We start from the raw sequence: 13,540 nt of genomic DNA, 5'->3' as shown, positions 1-13,540 counted from the left end.
TTCTCCATCCTAGACCATCCGTTTCGACCGTGTCAACTCCGTGTCCGAAGCATTCACCGTCCGTTCACATGGCCGGGCTAGAAAACCTTACCACGCGATCCGACAATGTCAACTCCGCTTCCGCGGGGCCAGACACTCACCGGACCATCCACGTGGAAGGCCTTGAAAACCTTACCACATGATTCCCGGCTGTCAAACCAGATCATCTTCTTCAGGAATCCCGACCCGCATCACTGCCGGCCGCGCACCCGGTGAGCACCACCCGCCCTGGACCTGCCATTCTCGGCATGAATCCGCGGATTCTGTGTTCTTCACCCCGCCTCCCGGTCACCCGGTCGGCGTCTTGAGCACGAGATGGAACTCTACACACGAACCCCACCGAACACAAAATCAGGGGCGGCACCCGGCGTGCGGTCAAGGGTGGGCGGCCGGTTTCCGCCTGTTCTCGCGGATTCCTTCGGCCTGGCCCGCCCCGTTCGACGCTCCAGCGCCGTCACCCCCGGCCGTGACGTGCACCACTCCTCAGGGCGTGGCCGTCGTGTCCAGGGTCGGCTGGAGCCACACGGTGGTCAGCGCCGGCACGTTCACCGTGACGTGGGCCGGCTGGCCCTGCCACTGGCCCTCGTGTGCCGCAATCACCTCGGACTGGCCGGTCTGCTCCCGCCAGCCGTCACCGTGGAAGTCGGTCGCATCGGTGTCCAGCACCACCGTCCACTCCCCCGCGGACGGCACCCCCACGCGCAGCCCCTGACGCGGCGACCCCGAGAGGTTGGTGATGCACAGCAGCGGGGCGCCGCCCGGTTCAGCGGCCGGGACCGCGGCGCCGTCGTCGTCGATCCGTGTCTCCGGCACCACCTGCGCCGCGGGCATGCGGAGGAACACGAGCGTGTTGCCGTCGGCGTCGCCGCCGTCCACCCACGCAAATCCCTCCGGGCTGTGGTCCAGCGACCACAGCGCCGGCTTGCTGCGGTAGAGCGCGTTGAGCTCCCGGATCGTCAGCTGGACCCCGCGGTGCGCCTCATCCCACGAGACGGGCCAGTCCAGGCCCTCGCCCTCGGACCACTCGCTCGGCTGCGCGTACTCCCCGCCCATGAACAGCAGCTGCTTGCCGGGGTGCGCCCACATGTACCCGTAGTAGGCGCGCAGGGTCGCCAGCTGCTGCCGTCGGTCGCCCGGGATGCGGCCCAGCAGGGAGCCCTTGCCGTGGACGACCTCATCGTGGGACAGCGGCAGCACGTAGTTCTCCGAGTAGGCGTACACCAGGGAGAACGTCCACTGCTCGTGGTGCCACCGGCGGTTGACCGGGTCCTGGGACAGGTAGGCCAGGGTGTCGTGCATCCAGCCCATGTTCCACTTCTTGCCGAAGCCGAGACCGCCCGCGTCCACGGGAGCGCTCACCCCGGAGAAGGCCGTGGACTCCTCCGCGATCATGTGGACGCCGGGGTGCAGGCGGTACACGGTCGCGTTGACCTCGCGCAGGAAGTCGATGGCCTCGAGGTTGTGGTTGCCGCCGTGCACGTTGGGCTCCCACTGCCCGTCCTCGCGCGAGTAGTCCAGGTAGAGCATCGAGGCGACGGCGTCCACGCGCAGCCCGTCGATGTGGAACTCGCCGAGCCAGTAGAGCGCGTTGGCCACGAGGAAGTTGCGGACCTCGGTGCGGCCGAAGTCGAACACGAGGGTGCCCCAGTCGGGATGTTCGCCCCGCCGCGGGTCCGGGTGCTCGTACAGGGCGGTCCCGTCGAAGCGCGCGAGCGCCCACTCGTCCTTCGGGAAGTGCGCCGGCACCCAGTCCACGATGACGCCGATCCCCGCCCGGTGGAGCGCGTCCACCAGGTGCTTGAACTCGTCCGGGGAGCCGAACCGGGAGGTGGGGGCGTAGTAGCCGGTCACCTGGTAGCCCCAGGACCCGCCGAACGGATGCTCCGCGACCGGCAGGAACTCCACGTGCGTGAACCCGAGCCACTGCACGTACTCCACGAGCTGCTCGGCCAGCTCGCGGTAGTCCAGCCCGGGCCGCCACGAGCCCAGGTGCACCTCGTAGATGCTCAGCGGGCGCTCGTGCGGGTCCGTGAGACGGCGGCGCTCCATCCAGGTGCGGTCCCCGAAGGCGTAGTCGGACTCGAGCACACGCGAGGCCGTGGCCGGCGGGACCTCCGTCCAGCGGGCCATCGGGTCCGCCTTCTGCCGCCAGAGCCCGTCCCGGCCGAGGATCTCGAACTTGTAGCGGTCGCCGTGACCGACGCCAGGCACCAGCAGCTCCCACACGCCGGAGGAGCCGAGGGACCGCATGGCATGGGTCCGGCCGTCCCAGCCGTTGTGGTCGCCCACCACGCGCACGGCCCGCGCGTTCGGCGCCCAGACCGCGAAGGCCGTGCCGACGGCCTCGCCCGCGGAGGTGCGGACCACGCGGGCGCCCAGCACCTCCCACAGCCGTTCGTGCCGGCCCTCCGCGATCAGGTGCAGGTCCAGCTCGCCGAGCGTGGGCAGGTGCCGGTACGCGTCGTCCTGCTCCTGGACGGGGCCGGTCGTGCCGTCCTCGGTCTCGTACGCCACCTCGACGCGGTAGTCGCCCGCGGCAGCCCCGGCCACGCGGGGCGTCGGGGCCACGCCCGCGAACACGCCGTCGTGCTCGTGCGTCAGCTCCACCCGCTGCCCGTCGCCGGCGCGGACCACCGTGACCGTGCGCGCCAGCGGGCGCAGCACGCGGTAGGTGACCGCCGCGCCGTCGGGATGCGGGTGGGCGCCCAGCACGGTGTGCGGATCGTGGTGCCGGCCCTGCGCGACGGCGGCCAGCACCTCCGGGTCCACGGCGAGCGGGGCGACGGCGGGACGGGGGGCGGCGGACGGGGTCATGGCGATTCCTGTTCTGGGGACGGCGGGCGTCGGGAGCGGCTCAGCCGTTCCGGACGACCCGCAGGACATGGGCGGGCTCGACGTGGGGGTCCAGGCGGACGTACGGGGTGCGGCCCCACCGCCAGCGCTGGCCGGTGAGCAGGTCCTCCACCTCGACGGCCCCGGACGCGTCGCGGTCCTCGGGGCGCAGACGCAGCGCCTCGAGGTCCAGGTCCAGGGTCGCCTCGACGACGTCGTGCGGGTTCGTGGTGACGACGACGATCAGGGTGTCCTCCGCGGGACCGGCGTCGGTGACCGCCTCGGCGTCCCGGTGCGCACCCTCGGGCCGGGCCGAGCGCGTCTTCGAGAACACGAGCAGGTCAGGGTGCGTCGAGGCGTGCAGGGTCAGGTTCTGCAGGTCGCCCAGCGCCGGGTGCGCCGCGCGGATCTCATTGAGCCGGGTGAGGTACGGGGCGAGCGAGGCACCCGCGGCCTCCGCGCCCTCCCAGTCCCGGGGGCGGTACTCGTACTTCTCGTTGTCGATGTACTCCTCCGCGCCCGGCCGGGCCACGTGCTCGAACAGCTCGAACCCGGCGTAGACGCCCCACAGCGGGCTGGCCGTGGCGGCGACGACGGCGCGGATCCGGAACGCGCCCGGGCCGCCGTGCTGCAGGTACTCCGTGAGGATGTCCGGCGTGTTGACGAAGAGGTTGGGGCGATAGAACGCCGGCGTCTCGTGCGAGATCTCCTGGAGGTACTCCGCAAGCTCCTCGGCCGTGTTCCGCCAGGTGAAGTACCCGTAGGACTGCTGGAACCCGACCTTGCCCAGGGCGTGCATCATCGCGGGACGGGTGAAGGCCTCGGCGAGGAACACGACGCGCGGCTCCTCGGCGCGGACCTTCGCGATCAGCCACTCCCAGAACCACAGGGGCTTGGTGTGCGGGTTGTCCACGCGGAAGATGTGCACGCCGCGGGCCACCCAGCCCCGCACCACGTCCAGCACCGCCTGGGCGAGGCCGCCCGGGTCGTTGTCGAAGTTCAGCGGGTAGATGTCCTGGTACTTCTTCGGCGGGTTCTCCGCATACGCGATGGTGCCGTCCACGCGGGTGGTGAACCACTCCGGGTGCGCGGCGACCCACGGGTGGTCCGGGGAGCACTGCAGGGCCAGGTCCAGGGCCACTTCGAGGCCCTCGTCCGCGGCCGCGGCCACGAACGCCTCGAAGTCCTCGACGGTGCCCAGGTCCGGGTGCACGGCGTCGTGCCCGCCCTCGGGCCCACCGATCGCCCACGGCGAGCCCGGGTCCTGCGGCCCGGCCGTCAGCGTGTTGTTCGGACCCTTGCGGTGCGTGGTGCCGATCGGGTGGATCGGCGGCAGGTAGACCACCTGGAAGCCCATCCGGGCGACCGCCGGGAGCCGGTCGGCCGCCGTCGCGAAGGTGCCAGAGGACCACGTGCCGGAGGCCTCGTCGAAGCGGGCGCCCTCGGAGCGGGGGAAGAACTCGTACCAGGCGCCGCGGCCGGCGAGCTCGCGCTGCACGTCCAGCGGGTAGAGCTCGGAGCTCGTGAGGTGCTCCCGCACGGGGCGGGCGTGGAGGACGGCGGACACCTCCGCCGACTCGGCGGAGGCCAGGCGCTGGGCCGGGATGAGCGACTCGTCCTCGAGGCCGCGAACGACCTCCTCGAACACGGCGCGGTCCTCGGCCGAGCGCTCCGCGTCCTCGGCGGCCCGGCGGAACAGGGCGGCGCCCTCGGCGAGCATCAGCTCCACGTCGACGCCGGCGGCGATCTTGACGGTGGCCGCGTGCTTCCACGTGCCCACCGGGTCGTCCCAGCCCTCGACCACGAACTGGTGCAGGCCCGGCTCGGCGGGCCGCAGCGTGGCCACGACCTCGTCCAGGCCGGGCCGGCCCGGACGCATCTGCACGCGCTGCACCTCGGCGCCGGCCGGGTCGAACAGGCGGACGGTGGCGCGCACGGAGTCGTGGCCCTCGCGGAACACGGTCGCGCGGACGGGGATGTCCTCGCCGACCACGGCCTTCGCCGGGAACCGGCCGTCCAGCACCACGGGCTGCACGTCCGTCACCGGGATACGCCCCGTGACGGTCTGGAGGCGGACATCGGCTGCGGTGGCGCTCTGGGTGTCGGGCTTCACGGTGCTCACGCCACGACGCTACCCCGCGGCCGCGCCGGTGAGAACGGCCGGCCCGCCCGCCCGCCGTGGGGGGCGGAGGGGCGGGCCGGGGACGGGGCGCCGGACGGGACGCTCAGGACAGCATGGTCTTGTCGTCCACGACGGCGCCCTTGATCTTGCCGAACTCGGCCAGCAGGTCCGCCGGGGTGCGCCCGGCCTTCTCCTGCTCGTCCAGCTCGAGGATGATCCGGCCGTCGTGCATCATGATCAGCCGGTTGCCGACCTCGAGGGCCTGGGACATGTTGTGCGTGACCATCAGCGTGGTGAGCCGGTGCTCGGCCACCACCTGCCGGGTCAGGCGGGTCACCAGCTCCGCCCGGGACGGGTCCAGGGCGGCGGTGTGCTCGTCCAGCAGCAGGATCTTCGGTCCGGAGAACGTGGCCATGAGCAGGCTGAGCGCCTGACGCTGGCCACCGGAGAGCAGCCCGACCTTGGCGGTGAGGCGGTTCTCCAGGCCGAGTTCGAGCTTCGTGAGCTCGTCGCGGAACATCGCGCGCCGGGCGCGGGAGACGCCCCGCGAGAGCCCGCGGGCGTGCCCGCGTCGCCAGGCCAGGGCCATGTTCTCCTCGATCGTGAGATTCGGGGCCGTGCCCGCCGTCGGGTCCTGGAACACCCGGCCGATCGAGGCCGCGCGGCGGTGGTCCGGCATGCGGGTGACGTCCTTGCCGCCCACGGCCACGGTGCCGGTGTCCGGGAGCAGCTTGCCGGCGATCGTGTTCAGGATCGTGGACTTGCCGGCGCCGTTGGAGCCGATCACGGTGACGAAGTCGCCCTCGGCCAGGTGCAGGTCGATGCCCCGCAGGGCGCGCCGCTCGTTGACGGTGTTCGGGAAGAAGGTCTTGGAGACCTGTGAGATCTCAAGCACGGGGGGCCTCCTCGGAGACGGATGCGGCGGGGGTGGCGCCGCCCGGCTCGCCAGTCAGGGGCATGCCGGCGGTGGCCGGAGCGGCGGCGGCCGGCGCCGGGGTCGCGGCCGTGCCCCGCGTGCGCAGGCTCAGGCGCCTGGCGAAGCCGAAGCGCGGCAGCAGCAGGGCCACGACGACGAGGGCCGCGGAGATCAGCTTCATGTCGTTCGGGCTCAGGCCCGCGTTGAGGGCGAACTGGATGATCAGGCGGTAGAGCACGGCGCCGACGATCACGGCGAGCGTCGCCCAGAAGACCGTGCGCTGGCCGAACACGGCCTGGCCCACGATCACGGACGCCAGGCCCACGAGGATGAGGCCGATGCCCATGGAGATGTCCGCGAAGCCCTGGTACATGGCCAGCAGGGAGCCGCCGAGGGCCACGAGGCCGTTGGAGATCATCAGGCCGAGGATCTTCATCCGGTCCGTGGAGACGCCGTACGAGCGGATCATCTCCTCGTTGTCACCGGTCGCCTGCAGGGCGAGGCCCAGGTCCGTGTGCAGGAACCAGTCGAGGATCAGCTTCACCACGAACACACCGAGGAAGAGCACGAGGATCGAGCCCCAGTTCCGGGCCAGTCCCAGGTCGCCGAGCCACGTGAACAGGGTGTCCTGGCCGAGCAGGGGGATGTTGGCCTTGCCCATGATCCGCAGGTTGATCGAGTAGAGCGCGATCATCGTGAGGATGCCGGCGAGCAGGCCGTCGATCCGGCCCTTCGTGTGCAGCAGGCCGGTGACGAGGCCCGCGAGCGCGCCCGCCACGAACGCGGCGAGCATGGCCAGGGGCACCGGCGTGCCGCCCGTGATGAGCACGGCGGCCGTGGCGGCGCCGGTGGTGAACGAGCCGTCCACCGTGAGGTCGGGGAAATCGAGGATGCGGAAGGTCAGGTACACGCCGAGCGCGACGACGGCGTAGATCAGACCCAGTTCCACTGCGGTCAGCATGGGGCGGGTGCCTTTCGGGCGGTGCGAGGGGGGACGGACGACGGCGGGACGGGGTGGGCCGGCCGTCGACGTGCTCCGCGGCGGCTCGGACCCCGTGGTCCGGGCCGCCGCGGAGGCGGGCAGGCGCGGGATCAGCCCTCGACGAGCTGGTCGGCCCTGTCCTTGAGCTCGGCGGGGATCTCGACGCCGTAGGCCTCGGCGGCCTGCGGGTTCAGCACGAGCTGCAGGTTGGCCGGGTCGGCGTAGCCCACGGGCAGCTCGGCCGGCTTCGCGCCGTCCTTGAGGATCTTCACGGCCATCTCGCCGGCCTGCTTGCCGTGCGCCGTGTAGTCGATGCCGTACGTGCCCAGGGCGCCGCGCTCGACGGAGTCGATGTCCGCCGAGATGACGGGGACGCGCTGCTCCTTGCCGTAGCCCACCACGGTCTCCAGCGCCGAGACGACGGCGTTGTCCGTGGGCACGTAGATGCCGTCCACCCCGGACAGGGACTGCACGCCCTGCTGGACCTCGGACGAGTTGGTGATGGTGGCCTCCTTGACCTCGAGGCCCAGCTCCTTGCCGGCCTCCTTGGCCTGGTCCACCTGGACCTTGGAGTTGGCCTCGCCGGAGTTGTAGACGATGCCGACGGTCGTGGCGTCCGGCTTCACGTCCTTGAGCAGCTGCAGCTGCTCCTTGACCGGGTTGCGGTCCGAGACACCGGTGACGTTGCCGCCCGGGGCCTCGTCCGAGGCCACGAGCTCAGCGCCCTTGGGATCGGTGACCGCCATGAACACGACCGGCTTGTCCTTCACGGCCGAGGCGGTGCCCTGTGCGGCGGGGGTCGCGATCGCGGCCACGAGGTCCACGTCCCCGTCGTTGGCGAAGGTGGAGGCGATGGAGGTGACGGTGGCCTGCTCGCCCTGGGCGTTCTGCTCCTCGAACGTCACGTCCAGACCGGCGTCCTTGAACGCCTCCTTGAAGCCCTCGGCCGCACCGTCGAGCGCCGGGTGGGAGACGAGCTGGTTGATGCCCACGGTGTAGGAGCCGTCGCCGCCGGAGCCGGAGTCGCCGCACGCCGTGAGCCCGAGGGCGACGACGGCGAGGGCGGCGGTGAGGGGGAGGGAGCGGTGCTTCATGAGACGGACCTCGTTCTGATGGTGCGGTGCGGGATGCGCTCGCCGACGGGGGCCCGTCGGACACAGTGCAGACACTGTGCGCGGTGACGCGCGTCACGGGCAAGACGTGGGCGTGTCCACGCGACATCCTGCCATGTGATGGGCATCACGGTGGACACTCTGCCCCGCTGGGCTTCGTGTGCGACCCCCGCGTCCCCGCCCGGCCGTCATCCCGGGCGGGACGCCGTGGAGGTCAGCGCCCGCCGGCGCGCTGCACCGAGATCTCGTACAGGGAGATGCCCACCGCCATCGAGGCGTTGAGGGACTCCATCGTCGAGTCGATCGGGATGGACACGATCTGCTGGCAGTGCTCCCGCACCATGCGGGACAGACCCTTGCCCTCGGCCCCCACCACGAGCACGAGCGGCTCCGTGGCCAGGGCGAGCCCGGGCAGGGAGACGTCCCCGCCGCCGTCGAGGCCCAGCACGAAGTAGCCGGCCCTGTGCAGGTCGACGAGGGTGGTGTTCAGGTTGCCGGCCTGGGCCACGGGCACCCGCGCGGCCGCGCCGGCCGAGGTGCGCCAGGCGGTGGCGGTCACGCCGACGGAGCGCCGCTCGGGCACGATCACGCCGTCCGCGTCGAACGCGGAGCCGGCCCGGATGATGGCGCCGAGGTTGCGGGGGTCGGTGATGCCGTCGAGCGCGATCAGCAGCGGCGGGGTCCGCAGGTGCCCCTTCTCGTGCTTCGCGAGCGCGTCGAGGGCCAGGGCCGTGGCGTCCGCGTACTCATAGGGCGGGATCTGCAGCACGATGCCCTGGTGCACGGCCTCGCCGGAGAGGCGGTCCAGCTCCGGCTTGGTGTTCTCCAGGACCGGCACGCCCTGTTCGAGGCAGAGGCGCAGGGCCTCCTTGACGCGGTCGTCCATCTCGATGCGCACGGCCACGTGCAGCGCCTTGGCCGGGATGCCCGCGCGCAGCGCCTCGAGCACGGGGTTGCGACCGGAGACCGTCTCGTCCGTGAGCTTCACGCGGCCGCGGACCTGGTCCTTCACGGGGCCGCGCTTGGCGGCCGAGCGCTCGGCCAGCTGCTTGGCGCGGTGCGCCTTGTGGTAGACCCGGTCCTCGGCCTTGGGGGTGGGTCCGCGGCCCTCGAGCGCCTTGCGGCCGTGGCCGCCGGTGCCCTTCATGGGGCCCTTCTTGCCCTTGGGCTTGCGGGATCCGCCGGAGCGGGGGGCGGTGGACATGGCGGGACTCCTGCGGGCCGGGGACGGGGGCGGCGGCACGCGGGGCGCCGCCGGATCGCCCTCCAGTCTAGGTGTCAGTCCGCCAGGCGCCATGTGGCGCCGTCGGCGCCGTCCTCCACCACGACGCCGGCCGCGGCCAACGCGTCGCGGATGCGGTCCGCGGTGGCCCAGTCCTTGTCCGCGCGGGCCTGCGCCCGCGCCTCGATCTGCGAGCGGACGAGCGAGTCGAGGGTGTCCGACACCGGGCCGGCCGCGGCGTCGTCGCCCTCGGGCACGTCGTCCAGGCCCAGCACCGCGGTCATGGCCTCCACCTCGGCCAGGCGGGCGGCCGCGGCGTCGAGGTCCTGCCCGGCCAGCGCCGAGTTGCCGGCGCGCACGGCCTCGTGCAGGGCCGCGAGCGCCTGGGGCACGTTGAGGTCGTCCTCCATGGCGGCGCGGAAGGCGGCGGGCACGCGGTCCGCGAGCGCCCCGTCGGGGGCGGGCGGGACGGCACCGGCGGCGCGGGCGCGGGCCGTGAAGCCCTCGATGCGCTCGACGGCGGCCTCGGCCTCGTCGAGGGCGCCGGGCCGGTAGTCGAGCTGGGAGCGGTAGTGGGCCTGCCCCAGGAAGTAGCGCACCGCCGTCGGGCGGGCCATGCCGAGCATCTCCTCGGGGGAGATCGTGTTGCCCACGGACTTGGACATCTTCTCGCCGCCGTAGGTGACGAGCCCGTTGTGCAGCCAGAAGCGGGCGAAGCCGTCCCCGGCGGCCGCCGACTGGGCCAGCTCGTTCTCGTGGTGCGGGAACCGCAGGTCCAGGCCGCCGCCGTGGATGTCGAACTCTGCGCCGAGGTACTTCGTGGACATGGCCGAGCACTCCAGGTGCCATCCGGGGCGGCCGGCGCCCCAGGGCGACTCCCACACGGCGGTGGCGGGCTCACCGGGCTTGGCGCCCTTCCACAGGGCGAAGTCGCGGGGGTCGCGCTTGCCGCGCGGGTCGGCGTCGGGCGCGTCCTGCATGTCCTCGACGCGCTGGCGGGTGAGCTCGCCGTAGCGCTCCCAGGACCGGACGTCGAAGTAGACGTCGCCCGAGCCGTCCTGCGCGGGGTAGGCGTGGCCGCGCTCCATCAGGCGCTCGATGAGCGCGAACATCTCGGGCACGTGGCCGGTGGCGCGCGGCTCATAGGTGGGACGGCGGACGCCGAGGGCGAGGTAGGCGGCGTCGAACGCCTTCTCGAACCGGTAGGCCAGGGCCCACCACGGCTCGCGGGCCGGGTAGAGGTCCGAGGCCTCGAAGCCGGCCTCGTGGGAGGCGGCCGAGCGGTCGAGGATCTTGTCGTCGATGTCCGTCACGTTCCGCACCGAGGTGACGCGCAGCCCGGTGGCCTCGAGCCAGCGGATGAGGATGTCGAACACGATCGCGCTGCGCACGTGGCCCACGTGCGGCATGCCCTGCACCGTGGCCCCGCAGTAGTACACCGACGCCTCGCCGGGCACGAGGGGCTCGAAGTCCCGGATCTGCGCGGTGCGGGTGTCGTAGAAGCGCTGGGCCATGGGGGCGCGGTCCTTCCGGAGGGGCGGGGTCCTGACGGGGCTCTGCCAGCCTAGTCGGTGCGCCGACGCGGGCTCAGGCCGCGGGGACGACGAGCGCGGTCGCGATCCCGACCAGCCCCTCCCTGCGCCCGATGAACCCCAGCCGGTCCGTGGTGGCGGCGGAGACGGACACGGGGGCCCCGCCGAGGGCGGCGGAGAGGGCGGCCTCCATCTCCGCGCGGCGCGCGCCCACCTTGGGCCGGGGGGCGACCACCTGGACCGCCACGTTCCCGACGGCGACGCCCGCCTCCGTCAGCAGGCGCAGCACCTCGCGGAGCATGTCCGCGCCGGAGGCGTCCGCCATCTCCGGCCGGTCGACGCCGAACACGGCCCCGAGGTCGCCGAGGCCGGCGGCGGAGAGCAGGGCGTTGCACGCCGCGTGGGCGGCCACGTCCCCGTCCGAGGTCGCGGCCACGCCACGCTCGCCGGGCCAGTGGATGCCGCCGAGCCACAGGGGCCGGGGGGCATCCTCGGGTGCCCACGCGTGCACGTCGGTGCCGATCCCCACGCGCGGCAGGGGGGCGGCCGCGGCGGGGCGGGCGGGCTGGTCCATGGGAGTCTCCTCCTGGGGGATGCGGCGGGCGAGTTCGAGGCGGGCGAGGTCGAGGTCGGCGGGGGCGGTGACCTTGAACGCGGCCGGGTCGCCGGGCACCACCACCACCTCATGCCCCGCAGCCTCCATGACCATCGCGTCGTCGGTGAGCACCGCGGCGTCGAGCGTGGGGTCCGTGCGCACGGCCTCGTGGGCCGCCAGCAGGGTGTCCAGATCGAAGCCCTGCGGCGTCTGGATCGCGCGCAGTTCGGCGCGGGCCGGTGTGGCCGCGACGACGTCGACGCCGCCCCGTCCGGGGGTGACCTGCTTGACGGTGTCCGTCAGCGGCAGGCCCGGGACCGCGGCGACCACGCCGGTCTCGAGCGCCGCCGTGACGGCCCCGAACACGCTCGGCGGGGTCAGCGCGCGGGCGGCGTCGTGGACGAGGACGCGGCGGGGCGCCCCCGCCGGGGCGAGGTCGGCCAGAGCGCGGGAGGCCGCGGTGAGTCCGGCGCGGACCGAGTCCGCGCGCTCGGCGCCGCCCGGCACGCAGTGCACGGGCACGTCCAGGTGCGGGCCGGCGTCGACCTCGGCGGCCACGCGGCCGGCGTCGGCCCCCGCCGGCGGGGTGAGCACCACGACGGCGTCGAGGGCGAGCCCGGCGGCGCGTGCGGCGGCGACGGACGCCAGGCAGTGGTGCAGGAGGGTGCGGCCGTCCGCGAGGGGGGCGAGGGCCTTGGGCAGCCCGGCGCCGAGGCGGGTGCCGGCGCCGGCGGCGGCGATCACGAGGGCGGTGGGCATGGCCTCATCCTAGGGAGCGCGCCGGTGTCCGTGGCCCGGGACCCCCGGCGGCGACGGCCGGGGACGAGACAGGGGAGGGGCCCGCGTCGTGGACGCGGGCCCCTCCCCTGTCGTGTGCTGCTCGTCAGCCCTCGAGCACCTTGTCCAGGCGGCCCTCGGCCTCCTCCTCGGTGACCTTCTTGGCCAGCGCCAGCTCGGACACGAGCACCTGGCGGGCCTTCGCGAGCATGCGCTTCTCGCCGGCGGACAGGCCGCGGTTTTGGTCGCGGCGCCACAGGTCACGGACGACCTCGGCCACCTTGTTGACGTCGCCGCTGGCGAGCTTCTCCAGGTTCGCCTTGTAGCGGCGGGACCAGTTGGTGGGCTCCTCCACGTGCTCGGCGCGCAGGACCTCCATGACGTGCTCGAGCCCCTCCGCATCCACGACGTCACGCACGCCGACGAGGTCGACGTTCTCCGCAGGGACCTCGATGGTCAGGTCTCCCTGCGCCACCTTGAGCTTGAGGTACATCTTCTCCTCCCCCTTGATGGTGCGCATCTTGATCTCCTCGATCCGCGCAGCACCGTGATGGGGGTAGACGACGGTCTCTCCGACCTCAAAAACCATGTTGTTGTGCCCCTTTCAGTCGTCTCATTCTATCATGCGGCCTCGTCATGCCGCGCGCGCCGTCACATCTTCGGCCTCCGGATGTGATAGTGGACGACCCGGCGCCACGGGCCGGCCGGCGTCCCGGGATGCGGTAGCCTGACCTGGCAGGACCCCTGCCTCGGGGCTCCTGAGCACGTCATCGCACCTGAGGAGACCTCTGTGAAGAACGCATCCCGGCCCGCCCGGCGCCACCTCGCCGCAGGTGCGCTGGCCGCGGTCGCCCTGCTGGGCGCCACCGGCTGCTCCGCCGTGAGCCCGATCGCCACCGCCATCCAGTACTCCCCCTCGGACGGCATCAACGGCCAGGAGCAGGACTTCCTGAGCTACCGCAACCTCGCCCTCGTCGGCGACGGCGAGTCGGGCCCCGCCCGCCTGATCGGCACCGTGGAGAACACCTCCGGCCAGGATCAGACCTACACCTTCCAGGCCGAGGGCGGCGGCTCCGCGACCCTGAAGGTCCCCGCCGGCGAGAGCCGCAAGCTCGAAGACGAGGCGAACACAACCGTCCTGGAGCGCGAGGGCGTGTGGGTCGGCGAGAACCTGCCCGTGACCGTCTCCGGCAACGGCGGCACCGCCGACCTGGCCGTCCCGCTGCTGAGCGCCACCCAGGAGCAGTACCGTGACCTGCTCCCCGAGGGAGTCGAGCCCTCGGAGGAGGATCTCGTCGGGCACCTCCACGAGGAGACCCACCACTACGGCGAGGAGCACTGACCTCCGCCGGGCCTGCGCCCGGCACGCCACGGCCCCGGCCCCACCGCGAGGTGGAGCCGGGGCCGTCGT

10 protein-coding genes are annotated in these 13,540 nt (G+C 72.9%); 1 reads left to right on the top strand and 9 read right to left on the bottom strand.

The window, feature by feature from the left end; translation table 11 throughout:
• Positions 1 to 522: 522 nt before the first annotated feature.
• The 9 genes from glgB to ABIB16_RS07880 all read right to left on the bottom strand — a co-directional run bounded on the left by glgB (position 523) and on the right by ABIB16_RS07880 (position 12,718).
• A complete protein-coding gene (gene glgB, locus ABIB16_RS07920) occupies positions 523 to 2,853 on the bottom strand; it encodes a 1,4-alpha-glucan branching protein GlgB (RefSeq protein WP_060974271.1) in 2,331 nt (776 codons plus the stop codon).
• 40 nt (positions 2,854 to 2,893) lie between these two features.
• Positions 2,894 to 4,993 (bottom strand): alpha-1,4-glucan--maltose-1-phosphate maltosyltransferase, encoded by a 2,100-nt coding sequence (locus tag ABIB16_RS07915; RefSeq protein ID WP_044658573.1) that lies wholly within the window; start codon positions 4,991 to 4,993, stop codon positions 2,894 to 2,896.
• A 103-nt stretch (positions 4,994 to 5,096) separates the two neighbouring features.
• A complete protein-coding gene (locus ABIB16_RS07910) occupies positions 5,097 to 5,888 on the bottom strand; it encodes an ABC transporter ATP-binding protein (protein WP_041104730.1) in 792 nt (263 codons plus the stop codon).
• Positions 5,881 to 6,870, bottom strand: coding sequence for an ABC transporter permease (locus ABIB16_RS07905; protein WP_036382447.1), 990 nt, complete (start codon positions 6,868 to 6,870; stop codon positions 5,881 to 5,883). The genes ABIB16_RS07910 and ABIB16_RS07905 overlap by 8 nt, the downstream gene beginning before the upstream one ends.
• A gap of 131 nt (positions 6,871 to 7,001) precedes the next feature.
• Positions 7,002 to 7,985, bottom strand: a complete 984-nt coding sequence (locus tag ABIB16_RS07900; protein ID WP_134417095.1) for an ABC transporter substrate-binding protein — start codon at positions 7,983 to 7,985, stop codon at positions 7,002 to 7,004.
• A 232-nt stretch (positions 7,986 to 8,217) separates the two neighbouring features.
• Positions 8,218 to 9,207, bottom strand: a complete 990-nt coding sequence (gene rlmB, locus ABIB16_RS07895) for a 23S rRNA (guanosine(2251)-2'-O)-methyltransferase RlmB (protein ID WP_036317879.1) — start codon at positions 9,205 to 9,207, stop codon at positions 8,218 to 8,220.
• 74 nt (positions 9,208 to 9,281) lie between these two features.
• Positions 9,282 to 10,739 (bottom strand): cysteine--tRNA ligase, encoded by a 1,458-nt coding sequence (gene cysS / locus ABIB16_RS07890; protein WP_161788169.1) that lies wholly within the window; start codon positions 10,737 to 10,739, stop codon positions 9,282 to 9,284.
• A gap of 73 nt (positions 10,740 to 10,812) precedes the next feature.
• Positions 10,813 to 12,111, bottom strand: coding sequence for a 2-C-methyl-D-erythritol 2,4-cyclodiphosphate synthase (gene ispF / locus ABIB16_RS07885; RefSeq protein ID WP_237069386.1), 1,299 nt, complete (start codon positions 12,109 to 12,111; stop codon positions 10,813 to 10,815).
• Positions 12,112 to 12,235: 124 nt separating this feature from the next.
• Positions 12,236 to 12,718 (bottom strand): CarD family transcriptional regulator, encoded by a 483-nt coding sequence (locus ABIB16_RS07880; RefSeq protein WP_069941546.1) that lies wholly within the window; start codon positions 12,716 to 12,718, stop codon positions 12,236 to 12,238.
• 201 nt (positions 12,719 to 12,919) lie between these two features.
• Here ABIB16_RS07880 and ABIB16_RS07875 point away from each other — a divergent pair, with 201 nt between their 5' ends.
• Positions 12,920 to 13,471, top strand: a complete 552-nt coding sequence (locus ABIB16_RS07875) for a hypothetical protein (protein ID WP_036384688.1) — start codon at positions 12,920 to 12,922, stop codon at positions 13,469 to 13,471.
• Positions 13,472 to 13,540: the final 69 nt, after the last annotated feature.

The organism is Micrococcus sp. UYEF5, from assembly GCF_040546065.1.
Taxonomy (GTDB): domain Bacteria; phylum Actinomycetota; class Actinomycetes; order Actinomycetales; family Micrococcaceae; genus Micrococcus; species Micrococcus luteus.
The sequence above is the reverse complement of the archived record's forward strand: the minus strand, read 5'-3'. Positions and strand labels throughout refer to the sequence as shown.